Genomic DNA, 24,264 nt, shown 5'->3' on the forward strand with positions numbered 1-24,264 from the left:
CGCCGGCCAGGGGCACACCCAGATGGGCACTCACCTGAGGTCCTCTGCCTGCAGGTCGCCGGCGAGGAGGCCCAGCACCGACGACGCGAAACGCCGAACAGACTTCCGCCTGCCCTGGTCGAGCAGGCGGCCCAGCTCCGTGGCCGAGGCCGTCCCCCGCACTTCCGGCATCACTCCGTGCAGGGGGAGCCCCACGGATTCGGCAACCAGCGTGGCGTCAAGGGCAACCCCGGCCTTTCCCCTGATGACCAGGGCCGATTCGACCGGCGGAAGCTCCTCCAGCAGTCTGGCGGCGGCGACTGCAGCCTTCAGCTGGGCCGGTACGACGACGAGGAGGCGGTCGCAATCCCAGGCGAACGTGCGCAGCGGCTCAGCGTTGCGGCCAATATCGACAATCACCACCTCGTAGCCCCGCCGCGCGGCGTCGAGGACGTTTCCCACGGTAACTGGGTCCACGAGCGGAGGCCGTTCCCTGCTTCCGGGCCAGGACAGAAATGAGAACCCGCCGGCGACGGGTAAGGCGTCCGCAAGCTGCTGCGGATCAATGCTGCCACTGGCATCGGCCAGGTCCGGCCAGCGCAGACCCGGGGACTCCTCCGCGGCCAGAGCCAGTTCGAGTCCGCCGCCCCAGGGATCGGCGTCGACGAGCAGGACCCTGGCACCCAGTTCAGCTGCGGCCTGCGCGAGCCACGCCGCCGCGGTGGTGGCGCCTGCCCCTCCGCAGCCCCCGGTGATGCCCAGCACCAGGCCTCCGGCCTCCGGTGAACGAGACCGGCTGAGGTACTCGGCCAGCCAGGCGGCAGCGTCGGGAAGAACGGCGACGCGTTGTGCCCCCAGCGCAGCGCCCAGATGCCAGAGAGTATCCCCTTCCCCGCTCAGCCCGACGAGGACGGCAGGGGCACGGCGCCGGGGCGGCAGTTCACGGACGTCGCTGCCTACCAGGACGTCGGCGGCGGAATCCCAGAATGGCGCAGCCTCCGCCACGTCGTCCACCACCCGCAGCCGCCCTCCGGCAGCTGCAACAATCCGTTCCACTTCACCCCGCAGGAACTCAGATACCGTGACCAGCAGGACGTCGCCGGCGTCAGCGGGGAGCCAGGTTCGGGGTTCAGTGCCGGTCAGTGACTCCGCCTGCGCGGGCCTGGGCCGGGCCGCTGGCCGCCGGCTGCTCCGAAGCGCCGGTGAGGGTCCGTCCGGGAAACCGCGCGCCGGCCCTGCACCGGCACCGTCGGCACCGGGCGCCGCAGCACCGGGCGTCGCAGCACCGGGCGGCCTGACTTCCGGGGGCGCAGCATCCGGCAGCGTGGTATGCGGCAGCGCGGTATCCGGGTCTGATGGGAGTCGCCGGTTACGGGCGTGGTGCCTGCTCATGCAGTAACTGTGCCCAAAAGACCGGCCGCCCGTCAGAGACGGATGGGTGTATGTGGAAAAACCGGCTCCCGCATCGAGCGAGGAAGGCCCGGCCCCTGTGGAGGACAAGAGGCAGAGGACAGTGCGGGGACCATGCGGACAATCCGGTGGCGCACGAGACGCCGTGCACGACGCCAAACAGCGTGGCGGCAGGGCAGAATTGGACCTATGTATCTGTTGCTCGCCGCCCACCCTGACGGCGCAGCCATACAGGAACTCACGGCAGCAGGCCGCCCCCACCCCGCCAATCCGGAGCCACGGATCGTCAGCCTGACCCCGCCGGGAGCCCTCGAGGAAGCCCCGCCACCGGTGGCGTCCCAAACGGCGCCCGAGACCGGAGCGCCAACCGCGCCCGGCAGCGGAACCGGGCTGGCCGCCGTCGTCCGCGAGCTCGAGAAGCGGCGCCCGCGCTGGATCTGGCACCGCACCCAGGACTGGTACCCGTCGCTGCTGGCGGCGGGCGTCGACGTGGAACGCTGCTACGACCTCTCCCTGTGCGGCGCCATCCTGGCCCATTCCGAGTTCACGGCCCACACCCGGTACGCCAAAAACGCCGAGAAACTCACGCAGGACGACGAGCTGCAGCCGCCCCGGATGCTCCAGCCGCCCCCTCCGCCCGCGGACCAGGGCGCCCTCTTCGACGACCCGGGCACGGCAACCCAACCGCGGCAGACCCTGGCCGAGCTGCGCGCCGAATACGCTGCCCAGCAGGAGGCCCTCGCAGCCGCCGCCGGACCGGTTGCCGCAGGACCAGCCGGCGCAGGTGACGGCAACCGGCGGCAGCGGCTCCAGCTCCTCCTCGCCGCCGAGTCGGCCAGCGCCCTGGTTGCGGCCGAGATGCAGCATGCCGGCGTGCCCTGGCGGGAGGAACTGCACGAGCACATCCTGGCCGAGCACCTGGGCCCGCGGCCGCCGCTTGGCCACCGCCCCGCCAAGCTCGAGGCCCTGAACACCGAACTTCGGGGCCTGCTGAACGCTCCGAGCCTCAATCCGGACTCGCCGCAGGAGCTGATGCGTGCCCTGCACCGCAACGGCATCGAGGTGAAGTCCACCCGGCAATGGGAGCTGAAGGGATCCAGCCATCCGGCCATCGCGCCCCTGCTGGCCTACAAGAAACTGTCACGGCTGCACACCGCCAACGGCTGGGCGTGGCTGGACGCCTGGGTGCGGAACGGGAGGTTCCGGCCCGAATACGTGGTGGGTGGGGTGGTGTCCGGCCGCTGGGCGTCACGCGGCGGCGGAGCACTGCAGATCCCCCGCCAGGTCCGCGGCGCCGTGCACGCAGACCCGGGACACAAGCTCATCGTGGCCGACGCGTCCCAGCTGGAACCCCGTGTTCTCGCCGCGCTCGCGCAGGATTCGTCCATGGCCGAGGCCGCCCGGGACCAGGATCTGTACGCGGGGATCGCCGCCAAGGGGTTCGGCGGCGACCGGGGCAAGGCAAAAATGGCTCTACTGGGCGCCATGTACGGGGCTACCTCAGGCGAGGCAGGCCGCCTGATGCCGCAGCTGGCCAAGACCTACCCGCGCGCGGTGGGCTTCGTCGAGCGCGCCGCCCGCGACGGCGAAGCCGGCAAGACCGTCACCTCGCGCCTTGGACGCAGCAGCCCGCCGCCGTCGGAACGGTGGTTCTTCAGCCAGCGCTCCACCTCGGCAGAGGAACAGCGCCGTGCCGACTCAATCGCGCGTTCCCGCGGACGGTTCACCCGGAACTTCGTTGTCCAGGGGTCCGCGGCGGACTGGGCGGCCTGTTGGCTGGCTGAACTACGACGGCGGCTGCGCACCATGCGTGCCGACGGTTCAGCCACGGGGGAACTCGTGTTTTTCCTGCACGACGAGGTGATGGTCCACGCCCCCGACTCCGCCGTGGACGCCTGCATCCGGGCCATCGAGGACGCCGCCAACGCCGCCAAGGAGCTGCTCTTTGGCCCCATTCCGGTCGAATTCCCCGTGAGCGTGGCCATCGTCGATTCCTACGACAACGCGAAGTAGCCGCAGACACCCGCCCGGAGAAGCCAGCCGAAGCGAAACGGGGGGCGCTTTGACACGGGACAGGCCGCCCGCCGTCGTAATAGACGACGGCGGGACCGCCAAAGTGCCCCACGGCGGCACCGCCGGCCCGCCTGACGGCAGGACAATAGCTCCTTCCCAGGGGAAACAGAAGTCACATCCGTCACAGATGGAACGTGCGGTTGTACTGAGTAATGTACCGGCGAGTAGTTCGCTTCGTGTGGTGTGGCCACTAAGCTCTATGGTGGCCGGGCAGTGGCAATAAGTTGGCCCGGCACGTGCGACGAAGCATCAGCAGGGGGTTTCCACGCCAATGGCGGGCAAGTTTGAAGTTCACCAGGACAGCGATCAGTCTTACAAATTCCGTCTCATCGATGGGGACGGAAACATCGTGGCAGAGTCGCCGCGCTTCAAGAGCGTTTCCGGAGTAGTGGCAGGCATCAACGCATTGCGCGAAAACGCCGCCACCGGCCTGGTGGTGGATCTGCGGAAATCGCAGCACTGACAGCGGCGGAGTAGCCGGCGGAAGCACCGGCCCGGAACGGCCAAAGTCGGCAGTACCGCCTACAGATCCAGCGGGTGAAGCCTGGTCCTGTCCCAGGGCACGGCCCAGCCGAGCTGGTCGAACAGCTCGTTCAGGATCATTCCCGTGAAGCCCCAGACCACCAGGCTGTTCACGTTGAATGCCGGGCTCTGGAACGTCTGGTTCATGCGCGTCACGGCAGCCATGGTGCGGTTTTCGGGATCGAGCAGGTCGCGGACCGGCACCCGGAAGACCTGGGCGGACTCGCCGTAGTCCACCACCCGGACCGGCGACGGTGAGGCCCACCAGGCCAGGACCGGGGTCACCAGAAAGTTTCCGCGCGGAAGGGCCAGTTCCGGCAGGGCACCCAGCACTTCGACGCCTGAGGGGTCCACCCCGGTTTCCTCCTCCGCTTCCCGCAGGGCGGCCTCCACCGGAGTCTCCCCCACATGGATGCCGCCGCCGGGAAAGGCCACTTGGCCTGGATGGTCATCGAGGGTATGGGCGCGTTCCAGGAGCAGGACGTCCAAGTCGGCAGCCACGAGCGGCTTGCCGGAGGCCGCGGGCACATCGTCCAAGGCGCCGAAAAGGATCAGGACGGCCGCCTTACGGGCAACGGACTCGTCAACGGTCAGCTTGCGCCAGTAGGGATTGCGGGCAGGACCGGTCCCCGCCCTGATCGAATCGACGAGGTCCACCAGGTCCTCGCGCGCCGTCATGGCGTCCTCCGCTGTGATTCCATCCGGATCTCGGCGGCGCGGTGGGTCTCGGCCAGCAGCCTCGCCAGAAGCTCCTCGCTTCCGGGCGCCAGCTCGTATTTCAGCAGTTTCGCGGCCTTGGCGGGGTTCGTCTCGCCCGACCCAAAGCTGGGGCACCAGTTGGCCACGGCACAGGCCCCGCAGGCCGGCTTGCGGGCATGGCACACCCGCCGGCCGTGAAAGACCACCCGGTGGGACAGCATGGTCCAGTCCCTGGGCTCAAACAGTTCCGCCACATCGGACTCGATCCGGACCGGGTCGTCCGATTCCGTCCAGCCGAAGCGCCGTGCCAGTCGCCCGAAGTGGGTGTCCACCGTAATCCCCGGAACGCCGAACGCATTGCCCAGCACCACGTTCGCCGTTTTCCTTCCGACGCCCGGCAGCGTCACCAGGTCTTCCAGCCGCCCGGGCACCACGCCGTCGAACTCGTCCACCACGCGGTTGGCCAGCGCGAGGAGGTTCCGTGTCTTGGCGCGGAAAAACCCCGTCGGCTTGATGATGGCCTCCAGCTCGGCGGTGTCCGCTTCCGCCATGGCGCGGGCGTCCGGAAAGCGGGAAAAGAGCAGCGGCGTGATCAGGTTGACCGTCACGTCCGTGGTCTGCGCGGACAGCACCGTGGCCACGAGGAGCTCGAAGGGGTTCCGGAAGTCGAGCTCGGCGTGGGCGTACGGGTATTGCTCGGCGAGGGCCCGGTTGATCCTGCGCGCCCGGCGCTTCAGGGCCAGGGCCGACTCGCCGGAGCGGGCCCGCGGGCTCGCCGCGGGCCCGCTTTCGGCGGCGATGATTTCCGTGGGGGCCTCCCCGGAGACGCCCGCGGGGGTCTCCGCAGAGACGTCCGCGGGAGCGTCCCCGGAAGCAGGTGCCACCGGGATGCCCGGCGTGCCGCGCCGGCGCGAAGCGGAATCGGCCACGGCGGCCGGCTAGCCGCGCTCGATGTTGCTGAGGTCGCGCAGGACGCCCACCCGGCCGTCCGTGTGCTGGACCAGGAATTCATCCCCGCGGTCCTCCAGTGCCAGGACCCAGCCACCCGGCTCGATGCCGAACAGCGGTGCGCCGGTGCGCTCATCAACGGCCGTGCGGTGCTGGGCGACGGCGAACCAGAAGGCCTCGTGGACCTGCTCCTGTTCGGATTCCTCCGGCCGGCTTGCCGGGTCGACGGTGGCGCCGATCGGCTCCTGCGACCGCACCTGCTGCTGCACATCCACCCTCGGGTGGACGGCGGTGGCTGGCGTGGCAGAGGCAGCCCGCGCCGCCTCTGCTTCACGTGCCGCCTCCGCTGCACGTGCCGCCTCTGCTTGCCGCGCGGTAGCGTCGGGCTTGGCCTCGGCCACGGGAGCATCCGCTGCAGGAGCTTTTTGGCTGGCCGCTCCTGCGCCAGCCGCCGGGGGCACCGTGGCTGCGTCCGGCCGGGTCTGCTCGGCCTCCGGGGTGGCCGGTTGGACGTCCGCGCCGGCTGCCTTGGCGGACGGCACTGCCGCGGTTTGCGCGGCGACGCCCCCGGTCTGCGCGGCGACGCCCCCGGTCTGCGCGGCGACGCCCCCGGTCTGCGCGGAGGGCTCTGCGCCTGCCTGCACGACGGCGGCCTGTCCCGTTTCCGGGGACGCCGCGGCACTGCTGGCCGCGTTGGCCGCGGGCCATGTTCCGGCCGCCGGCGCTACACCAGCTGCTCCGGCTGCTCCGGCTGCTCCGGCAATGGGAGCTGTAGCACCGGGAATTACCGCGCCGGCAGTTCCCGCCTGGGCCGCACCCTGCCCCTGCTGGCCGACCGCCGTCGCACCGTGCGACACATGGCCGCGGGATTCTGGCCCCGCGCTTGCGCCAGTAACGCTGCCGGGGAAGACAGCGGCCGAAGCGGCTCCAGCGGAAGCGCCGGCGGAAGAAGTACCCGGCTTGGCAGCAGCCGGCGTAGAAGCGGCTGCTTTCGGTTCCTTGGGGGCTTTCGGCTTCCGCACGGGAACGGCCGAGTCACGCGCCATGACGTGGGCCGGGACGTCGGAGCGGTCCAGGAAGTCACCGGCGAAGAACGGGATGAACCTGGCCAGCACTGTGGCGGCCAGCAGCACGAGCGAGCCGATCAGGCCCACGAGCAGGCTGGGCGTGTAGGCGCCGGCAACGGACAGGAAGAAGAAGGCTACCGCAAACGAGGCCACTACAGAACCGAACTGGTCCACCGAAAGCGATCCGATGCGGACCTTCGTGTCGGGGGCGAGCCGGCGGGCCACAAACAACGCCGCAACAATGAGCGGCAGCACCACACCGAGCCCCAGGAAGAACAGGCTTCCGAGGTTCCACAGGTTGTAGCGCACAGCGAACATCGGAATCAGGGATGCGATAAAGAGGACAAGGGCGGCCGCGAAGACGGTCAGGTCCCGGACGGTGAAAGGTCCGGCAACGGCCTCGTTCCGCACGCCCTGCTGCTTCATGAAAGTCGGCGCCGCGTTGTGCGCTTCCGGCCGCCCGGACGGTCCCGCCCCAAGCGGTGCCTGGCCCTGCCCCGGCTGGGCTGGGTCTTGCCGGGCCGGGCCCGGCTGGCCCTGGCTTTGCTGATTCATTCTGTTCTCCTTAGCGTGGCGGCGCCCGGACGGGTGTCCGCTGCGTGGTTCCGCCCTACGGCCGGAGCCTGACCGACAAGCGGTCTGGCTGCTTCCGGCCCCTGTCACGAGTCCATCTCAGCCTAGCCAAGTAGAGGGTGCTTCACTAGCTGACTGGCCGCGGTGCGGCGTGCTCACAGAAGCGGCACAGGCCTCCCACAGAACCATTCACCGCTAAATGGGCACCGCTCGCGGCTCCTAATGTGACGGGGCCCACGCGCAGATGCCTGACGCGCTAGTCTGGTCTCGGAACAGCTCTTTGCGGTGTATCCGTGACGGGCCGTTGCCCGGCGCCGTGCAGCGGCGGGGCAGTGGCCGGGACCGGCGCACCGCGCAGGAAAGATCGATGAATGATGAGGTTCACCATGTCCCAGGACACCCCCGGCTCGACGGCCACCGCTGCCACCACCAGCCAGCAGGGCGATGCTCTTGAAAACCTGCTGCATGAGAACCGCAAGTTTGCCCCTTCCGAGGAGTTCGCGGCGAACGCGGTCGTGGGCGCCGGCGTTTACGCAGAGGCAGCAGCCGACCGGCCCGCCTTTTGGGCCAAGCAGGCCCGCGAACTGCTGAACTGGAACAAGGACTTCACCGAGGCCCTCGACTGGTCCAACCCGCCGTTCGCCAAGTGGTTCGTCGGCGGCGAGGTCAACGCCGCATACAACGCCCTGGACCGGCACGTGGAGAACGGCCTGGGCGACCGGGTAGCCATCCACTTCGAGGGTGAGCCGGGCGATTCCCGCTCCTACACCTACGCGGAACTCACCGACGAGGTGAAGAAGGCCGCGAACGCGTTCGAGTCCCTCGGCGTGGCCAAGGGCGACCGCGTGGCCGTCTACCTGCCCATGATCCCCGAGGCCGTCATCACGCTGCTCGCCTGCGCCCGGATCGGCGCTGTGCACTCGGTGGTGTTCGGCGGGTTCTCCGCTGACGCGCTCCGGTCCCGGATCGAGGACGCCGAGGCCAAGCTCGTGGTCACCGCGGACGGCACCTACCGGCGCGGCAAGCCCAGCGCCCTGAAAACAGCAGTCGACGCCGCCCTCGAGCAGGCGGGCCACACCGTGCAGAACGTCGTGGTGGTCAAGCGCAACGGCCAGGACGTGGACTGGCACGAGGGCCGGGACCACTGGTGGGCGGACACCGTCGGGGCAGCCTCCGCCGAGCACACCGCGGTCGGGCACGACTCCGAACACCCTTTGTTCATCCTCTACACCTCCGGCACCACCGGTAAGCCCAAGGGCATCCTGCACACCACCGGCGGGTACCTCACCCAGACCGCCTACACCCACAAGGCCGTCTTCGACCTGCACCCCGAAACGGACGTGTACTGGTGCACGGCCGACGTCGGATGGGTCACCGGCCACTCCTACGTCGCCTACGCGCCGCTCATCAACGGCGCCACTCAGGTCATGTACGAGGGCACCCCGGACTCCCCGCACCAGGGCCGCTGGTGGGAGATCGTGGAGAAGTACAAGGTCTCCATCCTTTACACCGCCCCCACCGCGATCCGCACCTTCATGAAGTGGGGCCGGGACATCCCGGACAAGTACGACCTCTCCTCCATCCGGGTCCTGGGCTCGGTGGGCGAACCCATCAACCCCGAAGCCTGGATGTGGTACCGGGACGTGATCGGGGGCAACAAGGCCCCGATCGTGGACACCTGGTGGCAGACCGAAACCGGCGCTCAGATGATCGCCCCGCTGCCCGGCGTCACGGAGACCAAGCCCGGGTCCGCGCAGGTGCCGCTGCCCGGCATCGCCGTGGACGTCGTGGACGAGAACGGTGCCTCCGTCCCTGACGGGCACGGCGGCTTCCTGGTGATTCGCGAACCCTGGCCGGCCATGCTCCGCGGCATCTGGGGCGACCCGGAACGGTTCAAGGACACCTACTGGTCCCGCTTCGAGACCATGTACTTCGCCGGCGACGGCGCCAAGAAGGACGAGGACGGCGACATCTGGCTCCTGGGCCGCGTGGACGACGTCATGAACGTCTCCGGGCACCGGCTCTCCACCACCGAAATCGAGTCCGCCCTGGTGAGCCACCCGGCCGTGGCGGAGGCCGCCGTCGTGGGCGCCACCGACGAAACCACCGGCCAGGCCGTCGTCGCGTTCGTCATCCTCCGCGGAGATGCGGTGGATTCCGGCGACGAAATCGTCCAGGACCTCCGCAACCACGTGGGCAAGGAAATCGGCCCGATCGCCAAACCGAAGACCATCCTGGTGGTGCCCGAACTGCCCAAGACCCGCTCCGGCAAGATCATGCGCCGCCTCCTCAAGGACGTCGCCGAGGGGCGGGACGTCGGAGACGCCACCACGCTCGCAGACAACACCGTCATGCAGCAGATCGCCGCGTCCCTGAAGAAGTAGCGGAGCCAACTGAGGGCCCGTCCGGAACACCGGACGGGCCCTTCCTTTCGCGCGCCCCTGGCAGGTCCCGCCGTCGTCGTTCCGTGTTATTTTGCGATCTTTCCTGTTCCCTTTTGCGAGGTTATAGTCAGTGATATGTGACAGATGTCACAGAGCCTCATCCCCCGGGAGAGATCATGGCAGCACATCCGGAAGCGTCCATCAGCGCCGGGCCAGCCCGGCGGACGCTCCTCAAAACTTTCGGCGTGAGTGCCGCCGGCCTGGCAGGCGTGCCACTGTTGGCGGCATGCACCGGAGGCAGCGGACCGTCCGCCGGCGGCTCGGAATCCTCCGGCCTGTCGTTCGGCTCAGGTTCCTCGGACGAAGTTCCCAAGAAGGCGTACCAGGCAGTCACCGATGCCTTCACCCAGAAGACGGGCAAGACGGTCCGCACCAATGTGGTGCCGCACAACGACTTCCAGAACAAGATCAACTCGTACCTGCAGGGCTCGCCGGACGACGCCTTTACCTGGTTCGCGGGCTACAGGATGCAGTTCTATGCCAGCAAGGGACTTCTGGCACCGGTTGACGACGTCTGGGCCAAGATCGGGGGCAACTTCTCGGACGCTCTGAAGAAGGCGTCCACCGGCCCGGACGGGAAGATGTATTTCGTCCCCAACTACAACTATCCGTGGGGTTTCTTCTACCGGAAGAGCGTGTGGGCCGGCAAGGGTTACGAGGTGCCGGAAACCTTCGATGCCCTCAAGGCCCTGGCGGCCAGGATGAAGGCCGACGGCATCATCCCGATCGGTTTTGCGGACAAGGACGGCTGGCCCGCCATGGGCACGTTCGACTACATCAACATGCGCCTCAACGGCTACCAGTTCCACGTGGACCTGTGTGCCCACAAGGAGTCCTGGGACCAGAAGAAGGTGACAGACGTCTTCGACACTTGGTCCGCCCTGCTGCCCTTCCAGGATCCTGCGGCGCTGGGCCAGACCTGGCAGGACGCCGCAAGGGCGCTGGCTGCCAAGAAGACAGGCATGTACCTGCTCGGCTCGTTCGTCACGCAGCAGTTCACCGATCCGGCGGTGTTGAAGGACATCGATTTCTTCGCGTTCCCGGAGATCGCCACCGAGGGGCGGGACGCGGTGGAGGCACCGATCGACGGGCTGTTGCTGTCCACCAAAGGCGGCGGGAACGCGGCCGCGCACCAGTTCATGGAATTCATCGGCACCCCCGAGGGCCAGGACACCTACGCCTCCGTGGACGCCTCCAACATCGTCACGGCCAAGGGCGCGGACACTTCCAAATTTACGCCGCTGAACAAGAAATGCGCAGACGCCATCGCACAGGCGAAGTCCATCAGCCAGTTCTTTGACCGCGACGCCCTGCCCGCCATGGCCAACAACGTCATGATTCCGGCCCTGCAGACCTTCCTCAAGAACGGCAAGATGGACGTCAAGAACCTTGAGGCGCAGGCCAAGTCACTGTACGCCGCCCAGTAGCAGCCGGGGACTCCCATGAGCGCAACAGCAAGAGACCTCGTCCCGCCGGAGTCCCGGGCCCCGTCCGGGGCGCCGGCAAAGCGGGTCCGCAGCGGAAAGGTCCGCCGGCTCTCCAGACGGGACAAGATGGTTCTGTCCCTCATGGTGGGCATTCCCACCCTGATCCAGTTGATTTTTATCTGGCTGCCCACGGTGATGTCCGTCGCGCTGAGCTTCACGCGTTGGAACGGGCTGGCACTGAGCGACATCAGGCCGGCAGGCGGCGACAATTATCAGTACATCTCGCAGGACTACCCGCCGTTCTGGCCCGCCATCCAGCACAACATGCTGTGGCTGGCGTTCCTGGCCCTGGTGGCAACCCCGCTGGGCCTGCTGCTGGCAGTGCTGCTGGACCAGCAGATCCGCGGCAGCAGGATCTACCAGAGCATTTTCTTCACGCCGGTGATGCTGTCGCTGGCACTGATCGGCATCATCTGGCAGCTGTTCTACCAGCGTGACAACGGCCTGCTGAACTTCCTGCTCGGAACCTCGGGAACGCCGCAGGCCGTTGACTGGTTCGGGGATTCCTCGATCAACATCTGGGCAGCCATGATCGCGGCCACGTGGCGCCACGCGGGCTATGTCATGCTCCTGTACCTGGCGGGCCTGAAGGGCGTGGACCCCAGCCTGAAGGAAGCAGCAGCGATCGACGGGGCCAACGCGGTGCAGACCTTTTTCCGCGTGGTGTTCCCGGCCATGCGGCCCATCAACATCGTCATCGTCGTCATCACCATCATCGAGTCGCTGCGGGCGTTCGACGTTGTCTACGTCATCAACCGCGGCACCAACGGCCTGGAGCTCCTCAGCGCCCTGGTGATCCAGAACCTCGTGGGCGAAGGCCAGGTGATCGGCGTCGGATCCGCCCTTGCCGTGGTCCTGCTGGTCATCTCCCTCGTGCCCATCGTGTTCTACCTCAGCCGCACCTTCGGCAGGGAGAACAGGGCATGAGCGCCGCGGTCTCCCCCGGCATGGCCACGAGTCGGCCGGCAACCCGCTCCGGCAGCAGGCCCAAGCGGCACTACGGCACGCATATCTTCCTGACGGCCATGGCGGTCATGTGGCTGATCCCCCTGCTCTGGGCCGTGTTCACCGCCCTGCGGCCGATCGCCTCCACCAACGAGCACGGCTACTTCAGCCTGGCCGGCGACTTCAACTTCGATAACTTCATCCAGGCCTGGTCCCAGGGCGGCTTTGCCAAGTACCTCTGGAACTCGGTGATCATCTGCGTCCCGGCGGTACTGCTGGTGCTCTTTTTCGCTTCCATGATGGCCTTCGCAGTCAGCCGGGTGAGCTGGAAGTTCAACGTCACCCTGCTCATCATGTTCACGGCGGGGAACCTGCTGCCGCCCCAGGTGCTGGCGGCGCCGCTGTTCGAGATGGCCAAACACTTCCAGGTGCCCTACTCCTTCAGCGACTCGGGCAACATGCTGAACACGTACATCATCGTCATTGCGGTGAACATGGCGTTTCAGATGGGATTCTGCACGTTCGTGCTGTCCAACTACATGAAGGCGCTCTCTGCGGACCTGACCGAGGCCGCGCTCGTGGACGGTGCCGGGATCTGGCGCCAGTACCGGGAGATCATCATGCCGCTGTGCCGCCCGGCCTTTGCCGCCCTTGCAACCCTGGAAGTCATCTTCATCTACAACGATTTCTTCTGGCCCCTGCTGTTCATCCAGAGCGGTGACCGGCTGCCCGTCACCACCGCGATCAACAATCTCCAGGGCGAGTTCCTGAACAACTACAACCTGCTGGCGGCCGGCGCCGTCATCACGGTAATTCCCACCCTGATTGTTTACCTGCTCCTACAGCGGCAGTTTGTTGCGGGCCTGACTCTTGGTTCCAGCAAGGGCTAGGCGATGATGGGCAGTACCAGGTTTCACCTACTGAAAGGATCCCAATGCTTCCCGCGGCCCGCCACCAGTCCATAGTGGACGCCGTCCGGCGCGAGCGGGTGGTCCGCGTGTCCGACCTCGCGCAGCAGCTGGGCGTGTCCCTGATGACGGTGCGCCGTGACATCGAGATGCTGGAGGAAAGCGGCCAGGTCGAGCGGATCCACGGCGGCGCCAAGCTGCCCGGGGATGCCAGCACGCACGAGCCCGGGTTCGAGCTGAAGTCCACCCAGCTGACCGCGCAGAAACGCGCCATTGCCATGGAGGCCGCCGCACTGGTCCATGAGGGCATGGCCGTGGCCCTGAGCGCGGGCACCACCACCTGGGCGCTGGCCAAGGAACTCGCCAACGGCCCACGGATCACCGCCGTGACCAACTCGGTGAAGATCGCCGACCTCTTCCACCATGCCTCCGCGGCGGGATCCGGGCGCCACGCCTCCACCGTGATCCTCATCGGCGGCGAGCGCACGCCGTCGGACGCCCTCGTGGGTCCCATCGCGACGGCGGCGCTCCGCCAGCTCCATCTGGACCTGTTGTTCCTCGGGGTGCACGGCATGGACGCGGAGGCCGGCTACACCACGCCGAACCTGCTGGAGGCGGAAACCAACCGTGCCTTTATCGCCGCGTCCCGCAAGGTGGTGGTCCTGGCGGACCACACCAAGTGGGGCACGCAGGGAATCAGCACCATCGCCAAGCTCGAGGAAGCCGACGAGGTGATCTGCGATTCGGGCCTGTCCCCCGACGCCCAGCGGATCCTCCGCGACCGGGTGGGCCGGCTGAGACTGGTTTAGGCGCCGGCTGGTCTAAGCCAGCACCGGTGGTGTGGTTCGGCCAGCCTTACGGGCAGCCGCAAGACTGCCTGACCAGAAGCTTCGTCGGGAAGACGCGGTGCTGGGCCGGCTCGCCCCGGTCCGCTCCAACCGGTGCCCCGACGCCAGAAACCGTTGCCCAGCCGCGTAGCCGCCAACCCGGGTGAAGGCGCTGCGCGCAATGGGGCCCTCCGGCAGGCCGGCATGCCGGAGCGCCTGCACCCAGCCCTCTTCGCGGGCGTCAGCTTCGTTGCCGGTGGTGGTGCCCATGGCCAGGCCAATGTTGGTGTGGCCATGTCCGATCAAATGCTCGACGGCGGTGCGGGCCCCCTTGGCCAGGTCCACGCCCACCGTGGTGACGCCGGCCGGGCTCCCGCTGTGGCTCAGGAGCACCGACGGGATCTCCGCGGCCTCCAGGTCGGCCAGCTCAGGTTCGAACAGGACACTGGCCAGATGGTCCGGGCCGACGTGCCCGACGAATCGCTCATGCTCCACGGTGTGGTGGGCGGTTCCGGATCCGGTTCCGGCTCCAGTGCCGTTGCTGCGGGCACGACGGCGGCGCTGTTCGCCCTGGTGAGCACGCGCACCTCGTGCGCCGAGCAGCTGGGACGGGTAGCCCTGCCCGGGCTCGAGGCGGATTCCCGCTACCGGGTGGAGGCCATCTTCCCGGCCCCGGTGGACGCCGATTACGGCCACACCTTCACCCAGGTCCAGCCGCCGGCATGGCTGGCTTCCGGCGCGGAGGCCAGCGGCCGCTTCCTGGCCGAGGTGGGGCTCCCTATGCCCAGCCTCAACCCGGAGCACGCGCTGGTGTTGAAAGTCACGGCCCTCTGAGCTGAGCCGACTGCTGGCCCTGCCGCCCGCCGTCGTTCTCCATCCTGCACCATGTCCGTCCCGCACCGCCGGCCCTCCAGCTGGCGGTGCGGGACGCCGCGTTTTCCGTAACGAAAAGCCCCGCCCTCGGAGCCCGGCAACCCGACGCGATAGATTTGCAGGCATGACTGAAGCCCCCTCCGCCACCGAAGCCAGCCGCGGCACCATCCTCGTCCTGAATGGCCCCAACCTGAACCTCCTCGGCACCCGCGAGCCGGAAAAGTACGGCACGGCCACGCTGGCCGACGTCGAGCAGCTCGCCAAGGACACCGCCGCCGCCCACGGGCTCGACGTTGAGTGCTTCCAGTCCAACCATGAGGGCGCGCTGGTGGACGCCATCCACGCCGCCCGCGGCAAGGCCATCGGCATCGTTCTGAATGCCGGGGCCTACACCCACACCTCGGTGGCCATCCGGGACGCGATCTCGGCAGTCCAGGTCCCCGCAGTGGAAGTCCACATCACCAACGTGCACGCCCGCGAGGAGTTCCGCCACCACTCGTACCTCTCCGACATCAGCAAGGCCGTGATCGCCGGTGCCGGGGTTCTGGGCTACCGGTTCGCCGTGGAGTATCTCGCCGACCTGAATGCCGGCAAGGCCTGACCATGGCGGCGGCGGCCCTCGGCACCGCAGAGTGGTACCGTCACTTCGGCACGGTTGATGCCCCCGGTTCCTCGCCCTGCTACGCCGACTGGTCGCTGCGCATCGCCGAGGATCCCGGGCTGATCGCCCGAATCGACCGCTGGCCGTACAACAAGCGGCAGCCCCTGCTGATGCTCGCCGCCGCCCGTTTCCTCGGCGCCCAGGTCTCCCCGTACCCGGAGTTCCGCGCCTTCCTGGACGAGCACTGGGCCGAGGTCTCGCGCACCGTCATGTCCCGCGCCACCCAGACGAACGAAGTGGGCCGCTGCGCCACCCTGCTGCCGTCGCTCGCGGCCATCGCGGCCGCTGAAGGCCGGCCGCTTGCGCTGATCGAGGTGGGCGCCTCCGCGGGCCTCGCACTGTTCCCGGACCGCTACAGCTACGAGTTCGACGACGGCGCGGCAGTCACGCGGCTGGACCCCGGCGCGTCCGGCGAACTGCAGGCCGGGTCCGGCGCTCGGTCCGGGCCTCCCGCCCATCGGCCGGAGCCTCCCGTCCTGCGCTGCAGGACAGCAGGCCCGGTTCCCCTACCGGACAGCTTGCCTCCTGTGGTGTGGCGGGCCGGGATCGACCTCAATCCCTTGGACGTACGGAATCCCGACGACGTCGCCTGGCTTGGGGCGCTGATCTGGCCGGAGCAGGAGTTCCGCCGTGAGCGGCTGCGCCGGGCCATCGCCGTTGCGCGCCAGGATCCGCCTTTTCTCGTGGCCGGCGACCTCAACGAACAGCTGCTGTCGCTGGCCGGCCAGGCCCCTCCCGACGCCGCGCTGGTGGTGTTCCACAGTGCCGTCATGGGTTATGTCAGCGCCGACGGTCGCGCCAGGTTCCGGTCCAGCATGCAGAGCCTGGCGAGGGACCGGAGTTGCCACTGGCTGTCCAACGAGGGCGAGACCGTGATCATCCAGCAGGACGGCTCGGTGGTTGTCCCGGAGATGGATCCCGGACGGCTCCGCGGCAACTTCCTGCTGCTGCACAACGGCCAGCCGGTGGCCATCAGCGGCCCGCACGGCCAGAGCCTGGATTGGCTGTAACCGGCTGATCCTCTCGCAGGGTGCCTGATTGCCGGAGGCCGCTACTGCTGTATGCCGCTATTGCTGGAAGCCGCTATTGCTGGATGCATTGCCCGGACGACACGGGGCTGGACAGGCCCGGTGCCTCTGCGGCCACCGGACGGAGATCGATCATCGGAATCGCGAACCCCAGGGCCGCGCTGGAAGTTGTCTTTGCGAAGATTACGCCTGCCACCTCTCCGTTGGTGGTGAGAAGCGGCCCGCCGGAGTTGCCGGGCTGGACGTCGCCGGCAAGCTTGTACACCTCGTCCGGAACAGGGTTGTTGCCGTAGATGTCCGGCACCAGCACTGTCGAAATGCCCTGCACAGTGGCCGGCTTGGACTGGTAGGGGCCGCCGTGCGGGTAGCCGGCAAATGCGGCGGCGGTTCCCGCGGGCAGGTCAGAGCTCAGCGGCAGCGCCGCGGTGGGCAGTCCGTCCACGGCCAGGACTGCGAGGTCGCGCTTGCTGTCGAAGTAGACCACCCGGCCCGGCATGGCACCCCCGCCGGGAATCTCCACAACAGGCTGCGACACCCCCGCAACGACGTGCGCGTTGGTCACCACGCGTCCTGATGACACCACGAAGCCGGTTCCGGTCTGGTTCTGCCCGCACTGGAACGCGGTCCCCGCGATCTTCAGGACCGAACCGGCTGCCCTGTTCAGGGCCGGCGTGTCCGTGCTGGCGTCCGGAACCGGGAGCTGCTGCTGGTCCTGGCCGATGCCCTCAATGAGCGTGGGGATGCCGTCACCCATAACCGCCGAGCGCAGCTGCGCCATCGCCGATTTGACCGGGTTGGGCGTCAGCCCGTCTATGAAACGGATCACCTTGGACTCGGCCAGTTGCTGCGAGACGAAGGGCACACCAAGTGCGCTGATACTGAACGCCAGCATGGACATGACCAGAGCGGACACGACCAGATTGACGGCCCCGCCAATGAGTCTGTCCATAGCCCGGAGCGGCCGCATGCGAACGGCGCTGCGGATACTGCGCCCGATCATGGTTCCGAGCGCGTTGCCGAGGACCACCAGGAGGACTGCGGTGCCGATGATGGCGGTCAGGCGCCACCCACTGTCCTCAACGAAGTCGCTGACCAGCGGGACGGAGAGGAAAGCGGCCACGGCGCCCGCCGTGAAACCGGCCAGGCCGCCGACGGTCACCAGGAAGCCGTTGCGCAGGCCGTAGATCAGATAGGACAAAAGCGTCAGTATCAACGCAAGGTCCAGAACGGTCAGGCCAAACACCGGGTCTCCTCACAAGCAGCTAAGCCCCGATTCTACTGGCGAAGTCTGACAATTTGCCGTGGATGCGCGGAGCCTGCGCTGGTCTCGCGGCGTCTTTTAGGGCGTTTCAGCTGCCAAGTACGTCACAGAACGTTGAAAATTCTGAAACAATGGCACAAGCGCCCCAGACGACACTTTTACTCAGGAGAATTCATGGACATCGAGGTATTGCGACGCGCACCCCTTTTCGCCACGCTGGACGACGACGCGTTCCGTCTGCTGACGGACGAGCTGACCGAGGTCGACCTGTCCCGCGGTGCATCTGTCTTCCGTGAGGGCGACCAGGGTGACCAGCTCTACTTCATCGTCTCCGGCAAGGTGAAGCTCGGCCGCACCTCCCCCGACGGCCGCGAATCCCTGCTGGCCATCCTCGGCCCGGGTGAGCTCTTCGGCGAGATGGCCCTGTTCGACCCGAGTCCGCGAACCGCCACGGCCACCGCCGTCTCGGAGACCCGCCTGGCCGGCCTCAAGAACGAGAGCCTGAACTCCCTGCTGCGGACCCGTCCCGAGGTCTCGGCGCAGCTGCTGCAGGCGCTGGCCCGCCGCCTCCGCCGCACCAACGACTCTCTCTCCGACCTGGTCTTCTCCGACGTGCCCGGCCGCGTGGCCAAGGCCCTCCTCGACCTCGCCGACCGCTTCGGCCGCCCCGCCACCGACGGCGTTCTCGTGGCACACGAACTCACCCAGGAAGAGCTGGCCCAGCTCGTCGGCGCATCCCGCGAAACCGTCAACAAGGCCCTTGCCGAGTTCGTCCAGCGCGGTTGGCTGCGCCTGGAAGCCCGCGCCGTCGTGATTTTGGACATGCAGCGCCTCCGCCAGCGCTCCCGCTAGCCCACCCGCGAAAGGCCGCCCTGCGCACATATCAGGGCGGCCTTTGCGTTTAACGCACCACCGGCGGAAGGCGGCCCTTCGGCGTCGCTTAGCGCGCAGGTCCCTTCCCAACACTCGCAAGCTCGCGTCGGGGCCCTCGGGACGGCGCTTACGGCGCACAGGGACCCCTCCGGTCGCTGAACGACCTCCAGGGTCCGATGCGTCGCGATGCGCTCCTTTCCGAAGAACCGCAATCCGCCTCGGCCGGTGGTCGGGAAAGGTCGTTGGTTGAGCTTGTCGAAACCACAGGTCGCCCGGATTTCGACAAGACCTGAGGAAGGGTCGCCCAAACCTCGACAGGACCTGAGGAAGCGTTGGGGAACAGTCGACAAGACCTGAGGACGCGTTAGCGAAAAGGCGACGGGATCTGCGAGAGGGTTGCAGGAAAACCGGTAGAAACTGCGAGAGGGTTGGTGACTTAACCGCGAGCGGGGCTGCGGGCCTTCGGGTAGGAGCGCATCGCGGCGCATCGGGGTCCGGAGGTCGCTCAGCGACCGCAGGGGCCCCTATGCGTCGTGTCTAAGCGACGGCGAAGGGCCGGCCGCCCGGCGGACGGAACCAAAAGCGGACGGAACAAGGCAACGGCGAAGGGCCGGCCGCCCGGCGGAGGTGACCAAAGCAGACGGAACCACAGGCAAAGGCTTAGCGCTCGCGCTGGGGCTCTCCGGCTACTGTCTTGGCTGCCTCGACTTCGAGCATGAGTGTCCCGTTTTCGTCGACGAGCCGGGGCTGGTAGACGTGCGGGGTGCGCTTGTAGCTGAGGTAGGCGATGCAGCCGTTGGCTTTGGCCATCTTCTCCAGCATGATCTCCGAGCCTGGGACCATGAGCTGGCCGAGGGTGAGGCCGACGGTGTTCTCCTGGCCCACCTCGTCACCCAGGACGGTCGTGTCGCGCTCGGCGATCGCTTTGGTGGCGCACACCCACCGGCCCCAGACGCCTTTGCTCTCCAGGATGGAGGGCTGCTGGTTCATGGGGACGGTGGCGGCGAAATACCGGGTGTTGAAGCGCCGGTGTGCGAAGTCCGGGCTCAGCCAGTTCACGAGCGGCTTGAGCAGGTCGGTGCGCAGGGACAGGCCCCGCTTGGCCAGCTCCGCGGTGAACGACTTTTCCTGCGACGCAACCGCTTCGCGGGCCTTCATCCACTCCACCGTGGACGTTGCCTCCACGGTGGAGGACAGGTCCGGGCCTGCCAGCAGCACGCCGGTCTCCTCGAACAATTCCCGGACTGCACCCACCACGTGGCGGCGGGCCAGGCCGACGTCGTCCGTCCCCATCTGCTCGGCCCAGTGCTGGGGCGAGGGCCCCAGCCAGCCGACGGCGTCGTCGTCGGAGGCGTCCAAGGAGCCGCCCGGGAAGGCGAGGACGCCCAGCGGGGACGAGCCGGGACGGTACCCGAGCCAGGTTTCCAGGCCGGTGGGCGAATCCCGCAGGAGTACCACGGAGGACGCGAAACGGGGTTTGCGCGGGGTCCGCTCGCCGTGTTCGAGCCAGCTTTGTGCCGCCCCTTCAAGATCGGGAGGAAGAACAAAGAGCCGGCGTGCTAGGTGGGGCAAAGGAACCTACTGCTCCTTAGCTGAATTCCGCGATCAGTTCGACTTCCACGGGAGAGTCGAGCGGCAGGACTGATACGCCGACGGCGGAACGGGCGTGCTGTCCCGCGTCACCGAAGACGCGGCCCAGGAGCTCGGAGGCGCCGTTGATGACGCCGGGCTGGCCGGTGAAGGACGGGTCGGAGGAGACGAAGCCCACAACCTTGACGATGCGCGTGATGCGGTCGAGGTCGCCGATGACGCTCTTCACGGCGGCCAGGGCGTTCACGGCACAGACGGCGGCGTATGCCTTGGCGTCTTCCGGGGACACAGTCGGTTCGTCCGACCCGCCCTCGGTGCCTGCGGACACCTTGCCCGTAGCTTCGAGTTTGCCGTTAATAAATGGCAGCTGTCCCGAGGTGTAAACGTGGTTGCCGGTTACGACCGCCGGCACGTAAGCGGCCACGGGGGCGGCAACTTCCGGGAGGGTCAGTCCGAGCTCGGAAAGACGCTGTTCGACGGCGGACGACGGCGTCAGATCAGTGCTGGAAGCTGTTTCGTGGGGGGTGGTCATGCTAGTGCTTCTCCCTCTTGAGGTAGGCGACAAGTCCGTTGCCGTCGGGTCCGGGGACTACCTGAACAAGCTCCCAGCCGTCGTCTCCCCACTGGTCCAGAATCTGCTTCGTGGCGTGGATGATGAGCGGAATTGTGGCGTACTCCCATTTGGTCATGAAATAAAGCCTAATCGTTGCCGGTAAACTGGAGAACATGGCGACTCGTAAGAACCCCATATTCGACACGGCCACCACCCTCGGAAAGATTTTTGGCTTCCTTGGCGTGAGCGCTATTTGTGGCGTCCTCGTGGCCGGCCTGCTGGTTCCCGCAGCCGCCGTTTCGGGCAGCACGGCCAGCGGCTCGATCGAATTCTTTGACACTCTGCCCGCTGAGCTCCAGGTGGACCCGCCGAGCCAGTCCACCAAGGTCCTGGCCGCCGACGGGAGTGTGATCGCCAACCTGTACGCGGAAAACCGTACCCGCGTTCCGCTGGACCAGATCTCCCCGTACATGAAGGACGCGGTGATCGCCATTGAGGACAGCCGGTTCTACGAGCACGGCGGTGTGGACACCACAGGCATCCTCCGCGCCCTGGTCAGCACGGCGCGGGGCAACAAACAGGGTGCCTCCACCATCACCCAGCAGTACGTCAATAACGTCCTCAACGCCAACCTCGAAGCCGAAGGCAACTCCGACGAGATCAAGCTCAACGGCGTTAACAAGGGCGTCGGCGACAAGCTCCGCGAAATGAAGCTCGCGATCGCCCTGGAGAAGAAATTCACCAAGGAGCAGATCCTTGAGGGCTACCTGAACATCGTCTTCTTCAACCGTGACGCGTACGGTATTGAGGCCGCCTCCAAGTTCTTCTTCAGCACCACCGCTAAGAACCTCACCCTCCCCCAGGCGGCACTGCTTGCCGGCCTGGTGAACAGCCCTTCGGCCTTTGACCCGATCACCAACCCGGACAATGCCAAGAAGCGCAGGGACCTGGTGTTGAGTGCAATGCTCACGCACAACAAGATCACCAAGGCCCAGTACACCGCCGCCGTTGCCACCCCCGTCGCGCCCAAGGTGACGCCGGCACGTCAGGGCTGCGCGTACTCGCCCACTGCCCCGTACTTCTGCGACTACGTCCTGCACCTCCTGCTGAACAACCCGGCCTACGGAGCGGACGCCACCGAACGCGAGAAGAAGGTGTTCCGCGGCGGCCTGACCATCAAGACCACCCTGGACCCGAAGGCGCAGAAGGCCGCGCAGGACCAGGTGAACGGCGCTGCGGGCTCGAACCCGGACAAGTGGGGCGCCGCGCTGGTTTCCCTGGAGCCGGGCACGGGCAAGATCACCAACATGGCCCAGAACACCTCCTGGTTTGCGGGCAAGGGCAAGTTCGACTCCCAGATCAACTTCAGCGTGGATCAGTATGACGAGCAGGGCAACGACCTGAACGGCCTGGGCGGTGCACAGCCCGGTTCCACCATGAAGCCGTTCACGTTTGCCGAATGGCTGAATGAGGGCAAGTCGATGAACACCATCGTCGACGCCTCCCAGCGCCGCTACCCGCAGAATTTCCCGTGGCAGAACACTTGCGACACCCCCACAGTGGGCTGGTATGACAGCACCAACGGCACCGAGGACCTGCAGAACGCCGAGGAAAACTATTACCGGCCCATGAGCGTGCTCGACGGCCTGAAGAACTCGATCAACACGGCGACGTTCGCCTCGGCCTCGCAGGTAGACCTGTGCGGCATCCAGAAGGTTGTGGACGCCGTCGGACTGCACGAAGGCCTGCCCACCCGCGACAAGGAAACCAACGCGGTGGTGGACCCGAACCCGAAGATCACCATGACCACCATCGGTAACCTGCTGGGCTCCCGGCAGACGGCTCCGCTGACCATGGCCGCGGCCTTCGCCACCTTTGCGAACGACGGCAAGTACTGCGCGCCGATCGCCATTACGTCGGTGACCGACCAGACCGGAGCCCAGCTGCCCGCCCAGTCCCCTGCGTGCAGGGACGCCCTCAAGCCCGAGGTGGCGCGCGGCGTGAACTACGCCCTGCAGAAGGTACTCAACGAGGGATCCGGTTCACTCATCCAGCCCAGGATCTCCACCGAGACCAACTTCCCAATCGCTGCCAAGACCGGTACGTCCAACAACAACGGCTCCACCTGGGTTGTTGGCCACACCATGGGCCTCGCGACGGCGGCCTGGTTCGGTGATCCACTGGGTAGCCAGCAGCGTGCGGGCCAGAACGTGACGGTCAATGGCAAGTTCTACACCGGGATCGACGGCTACATGATCGCCGGGCCGATGTTCTCGAACTTCATGTCCCAGATTGCGCCGGGCTACGGCACGGAGCCCTTCCCGGAACCGCCGTCGAACCTGCTGTACGGCACACCGCAGTTCGAGCAGCCCACGGTCCCGAACGTTCCGAACATCCCGTCCCAGGGCGGAAACACCGGCGGAAACACGGACACCGGCAACAGCGGTGGGAACACCGGGGGCACAGGCAACAATGACAACAAGAGCAATGGAAACGGCAACAGCACCAAGGAGAATGGCTGACCGTGACTGACCTTTCACAGGTGGCGAGCCGCGTCCGTAGCATCGGGCGCGGCTTTGCCGTCACCGCCGGTGCCGGAACCGCGGCCGCCTTGGCCGCCACAGCCTACGGGCTCTGGGAAAAGAACCAGTTCGTCCTCCGCGAGGAGACCGTCCCGATCCTTCCGGCCGGCAGGGCCCCATTCCGGATCCTGCACCTGAGCGACATCCACTTCGTGCCGGGCCAGAAGGCCAAGGCGGAGTGGCTGCAGTCGCTCGCCGCGCTTAGGCCGGACCTGGTGGTCAACACGGGTGACAACCTGAGCCACCCCAAGGCCGTGGACCCGCTGCTCAACGCGCTGGCACCGCTCATGGACTTCCCGGGCGTGTTTGTTCCAGGCTCCAATGACTACTACGCGCCCAAGCTGAAAAACCCCGCCCGCTACCTGCTGGGCCCCTCCAAAGCAGCATCGGACCGGGAGGAACTTGACTGGCCCCGCCTGCGGTCCGGCTTCGGCATGGGTGGCTGGATCGACCTGACCAACCGGCACCAGTCCATCGTCCTCAACGGCATGCGGTTCGACTTCTCGGGCGTGGATGATCCGCACATCAACCGTGAACGGTACGCCGGCTGGCCGCGCGGTACCCGGGGCCAGAACGCAAAGGACCACCTGCGCGTCGCCGTCATCCACGCCCCCTACCAGCGGGTCCTGGACCACTTCACCGATGACGGCGCGGACCTGCTCCTGGCCGGCCACACGCACGGCGGACAACTGTGCATCCCGGGGTACGGCGCCGTCGTCGCGAACTGCGACATCCCCACCTGGCGGGCCAAGGGCCTCAACGACTGGAGCAGCAACGGGCGTACGACGCCGGTCAACGTCTCGGGCGGAATCGGCACCTCGCGCTTTGCGCCGGTCCGCATCGCCTGCAAGCCCGAGGCCGTCCTGCTGACGCTCACCCCGCGCGCCTGATCAGCCACCTGTGAAGGGTGCCACCCATGGCATAGGGTAGTTGCTACGGGAAACTACACCAGAGCCTTCAC

At 67.3% G+C, this 24,264-nt stretch carries 22 protein-coding genes; 13 read left to right on the forward strand and 9 right to left on the reverse strand.

Features of this window, described 5'->3' with window-relative positions; translation table 11 throughout:
- Positions 1 to 30: 30 nt before the first annotated feature.
- The gene (ssd, locus tag ACTHQX_RS13465) at positions 31 to 1,371 is read right to left on the reverse strand and encodes a septum site-determining protein Ssd (protein WP_440157706.1); all 1,341 of its coding nucleotides are present in this window, start codon (positions 1,369 to 1,371) and stop codon (positions 31 to 33) included.
- Between the two features lie 207 nt (positions 1,372 to 1,578).
- Between ssd and ACTHQX_RS13470 the strand changes: the two genes are divergently transcribed.
- Together ACTHQX_RS13470 and ACTHQX_RS13475 are read left to right on the forward strand one after the other, a co-directional pair.
- Complete coding sequence (locus tag ACTHQX_RS13470; RefSeq protein ID WP_440157705.1) at positions 1,579 to 3,402, forward strand: bifunctional 3'-5' exonuclease/DNA polymerase; 1,824 nt, start codon at positions 1,579 to 1,581, stop codon at positions 3,400 to 3,402.
- A gap of 331 nt (positions 3,403 to 3,733) precedes the next feature.
- Positions 3,734 to 3,925: a YegP family protein gene (locus ACTHQX_RS13475; RefSeq protein ID WP_111902112.1), complete on the forward strand. Its 192-nt coding sequence runs from the start codon at positions 3,734 to 3,736 to the stop codon at positions 3,923 to 3,925.
- Between the two features lie 59 nt (positions 3,926 to 3,984).
- Here ACTHQX_RS13475 and ACTHQX_RS13480 read toward each other — a convergent pair whose 3' ends face one another.
- The 3 genes from ACTHQX_RS13480 to ACTHQX_RS13490 form a co-directional block, all read right to left on the reverse strand.
- Complete coding sequence (locus ACTHQX_RS13480; protein WP_440157704.1) at positions 3,985 to 4,662, reverse strand: NUDIX hydrolase; 678 nt, start codon at positions 4,660 to 4,662, stop codon at positions 3,985 to 3,987.
- Positions 4,659 to 5,483: an endonuclease III gene (gene nth, locus ACTHQX_RS13485; RefSeq protein WP_440157785.1), complete on the reverse strand. Its 825-nt coding sequence runs from the start codon at positions 5,481 to 5,483 to the stop codon at positions 4,659 to 4,661. Before nth ends, ACTHQX_RS13480 begins: the two co-directional genes overlap by 4 nt.
- Positions 5,484 to 5,621: 138 nt before the next feature.
- Positions 5,622 to 7,253, reverse strand: coding sequence for a hypothetical protein (locus ACTHQX_RS13490; protein WP_440157703.1), 1,632 nt, complete (start codon positions 7,251 to 7,253; stop codon positions 5,622 to 5,624).
- A gap of 404 nt (positions 7,254 to 7,657) precedes the next feature.
- Between ACTHQX_RS13490 and acs the strand changes: the two genes are divergently transcribed.
- The 5 genes from acs (at position 7,658) to ACTHQX_RS13515 (ending at position 13,864) form a co-directional block, all read left to right on the forward strand.
- Positions 7,658 to 9,655 carry an acetate--CoA ligase gene (gene acs / locus ACTHQX_RS13495; protein ID WP_440157784.1) on the forward strand — a complete coding sequence of 666 codons (1,998 nt, stop codon included), beginning with the start codon at positions 7,658 to 7,660 and terminating at the stop codon, positions 9,653 to 9,655.
- 176 nt (positions 9,656 to 9,831) lie between these two features.
- Entirely contained in the window at positions 9,832 to 11,142 is a 1,311-nt protein-coding gene (locus ACTHQX_RS13500) for an ABC transporter substrate-binding protein (RefSeq protein ID WP_440157702.1), read from the forward strand.
- Between the two features lie 15 nt (positions 11,143 to 11,157).
- A complete protein-coding gene (locus ACTHQX_RS13505) occupies positions 11,158 to 12,129 on the forward strand; it encodes a carbohydrate ABC transporter permease (RefSeq protein WP_440157701.1) in 972 nt (323 codons plus the stop codon).
- Positions 12,126 to 13,037, forward strand: a complete 912-nt coding sequence (locus tag ACTHQX_RS13510) for a carbohydrate ABC transporter permease (protein ID WP_440157700.1) — start codon at positions 12,126 to 12,128, stop codon at positions 13,035 to 13,037. Before ACTHQX_RS13505 ends, ACTHQX_RS13510 begins: the two co-directional genes overlap by 4 nt.
- Before the next feature lie 44 nt (positions 13,038 to 13,081).
- On the forward strand, positions 13,082 to 13,864 hold the full coding sequence (locus ACTHQX_RS13515; protein ID WP_236805061.1) for a DeoR/GlpR family DNA-binding transcription regulator: 783 nt from the start codon (positions 13,082 to 13,084) through the stop codon (positions 13,862 to 13,864).
- Positions 13,865 to 13,876: 12 nt separating this feature from the next.
- On the opposite strand, the gene ACTHQX_RS13520 is transcribed toward ACTHQX_RS13515, so the two are convergent.
- Positions 13,877 to 14,377: a substrate-binding domain-containing protein gene (locus tag ACTHQX_RS13520; protein ID WP_440157699.1), complete on the reverse strand. Its 501-nt coding sequence runs from the start codon at positions 14,375 to 14,377 to the stop codon at positions 13,877 to 13,879.
- Here ACTHQX_RS13520 and ACTHQX_RS13525 point away from each other — a divergent pair.
- The 3 genes from ACTHQX_RS13525 to ACTHQX_RS13535 all read left to right on the forward strand — a co-directional run bounded on the left by ACTHQX_RS13525 (position 14,351) and on the right by ACTHQX_RS13535 (position 16,426).
- Positions 14,351 to 14,716: a GH36 C-terminal domain-containing protein gene (locus ACTHQX_RS13525; RefSeq protein WP_440157698.1), complete on the forward strand. Its 366-nt coding sequence runs from the start codon at positions 14,351 to 14,353 to the stop codon at positions 14,714 to 14,716. The genes ACTHQX_RS13520 and ACTHQX_RS13525 overlap by 27 nt on opposite strands.
- Positions 14,717 to 14,879: 163 nt before the next feature.
- Positions 14,880 to 15,356: a type II 3-dehydroquinate dehydratase gene (aroQ, locus tag ACTHQX_RS13530; protein ID WP_440157697.1), complete on the forward strand. Its 477-nt coding sequence runs from the start codon at positions 14,880 to 14,882 to the stop codon at positions 15,354 to 15,356.
- Between the two features lie 2 nt (positions 15,357 to 15,358).
- A complete protein-coding gene (locus ACTHQX_RS13535; protein ID WP_440157696.1) occupies positions 15,359 to 16,426 on the forward strand; it encodes a DUF2332 domain-containing protein in 1,068 nt (355 codons plus the stop codon).
- 73 nt (positions 16,427 to 16,499) lie between these two features.
- Here the strand turns inward: ACTHQX_RS13535 and ACTHQX_RS13540 are convergent, their stop codons facing one another.
- Positions 16,500 to 17,687: a MarP family serine protease gene (locus tag ACTHQX_RS13540; RefSeq protein ID WP_440157695.1), complete on the reverse strand. Its 1,188-nt coding sequence runs from the start codon at positions 17,685 to 17,687 to the stop codon at positions 16,500 to 16,502.
- 192 nt (positions 17,688 to 17,879) lie between these two features.
- Here ACTHQX_RS13540 and ACTHQX_RS13545 point away from each other — a divergent pair, with 192 nt between their 5' ends.
- Complete coding sequence (locus ACTHQX_RS13545) at positions 17,880 to 18,557, forward strand: Crp/Fnr family transcriptional regulator (protein WP_003797871.1); 678 nt, start codon at positions 17,880 to 17,882, stop codon at positions 18,555 to 18,557.
- Between the two features lie 681 nt (positions 18,558 to 19,238).
- Here ACTHQX_RS13545 and ACTHQX_RS13550 read toward each other — a convergent pair.
- Genes ACTHQX_RS13550 through ACTHQX_RS13560 form a run of 3 tightly spaced genes read right to left on the reverse strand, consistent with a single transcriptional unit; the run spans position 19,239 to position 20,857 of the window.
- A complete protein-coding gene (locus ACTHQX_RS13550) occupies positions 19,239 to 20,150 on the reverse strand; it encodes an NUDIX hydrolase (protein WP_440157694.1) in 912 nt (303 codons plus the stop codon).
- Between the two features lie 16 nt (positions 20,151 to 20,166).
- Positions 20,167 to 20,700, reverse strand: coding sequence for a RidA family protein (locus ACTHQX_RS13555; RefSeq protein ID WP_440157693.1), 534 nt, complete (start codon positions 20,698 to 20,700; stop codon positions 20,167 to 20,169).
- A 1-nt stretch (position 20,701) separates the two neighbouring features.
- Positions 20,702 to 20,857 carry a DUF4177 domain-containing protein gene (locus tag ACTHQX_RS13560; protein WP_236805066.1) on the reverse strand — a complete coding sequence of 52 codons (156 nt, stop codon included), beginning with the start codon at positions 20,855 to 20,857 and terminating at the stop codon, positions 20,702 to 20,704.
- Between the two features lie 37 nt (positions 20,858 to 20,894).
- Here ACTHQX_RS13560 and ACTHQX_RS13565 point away from each other — a divergent pair, with 37 nt between their 5' ends.
- Together ACTHQX_RS13565 and ACTHQX_RS13570 are read left to right on the forward strand one after the other, a co-directional pair.
- On the forward strand, positions 20,895 to 23,243 hold the full coding sequence (locus tag ACTHQX_RS13565) for a transglycosylase domain-containing protein (protein ID WP_440157692.1): 2,349 nt from the start codon (positions 20,895 to 20,897) through the stop codon (positions 23,241 to 23,243).
- A gap of 2 nt (positions 23,244 to 23,245) precedes the next feature.
- Complete coding sequence (locus ACTHQX_RS13570; RefSeq protein WP_440157691.1) at positions 23,246 to 24,193, forward strand: metallophosphoesterase; 948 nt, start codon at positions 23,246 to 23,248, stop codon at positions 24,191 to 24,193.
- Positions 24,194 to 24,264 lie beyond the last annotated feature (71 nt).

Origin of the sequence: Arthrobacter sp. SAFR-023, from assembly GCF_051965295.1 — a bacterium.
Lineage (GTDB): Bacteria > Actinomycetota > Actinomycetes > Actinomycetales > Micrococcaceae > Arthrobacter.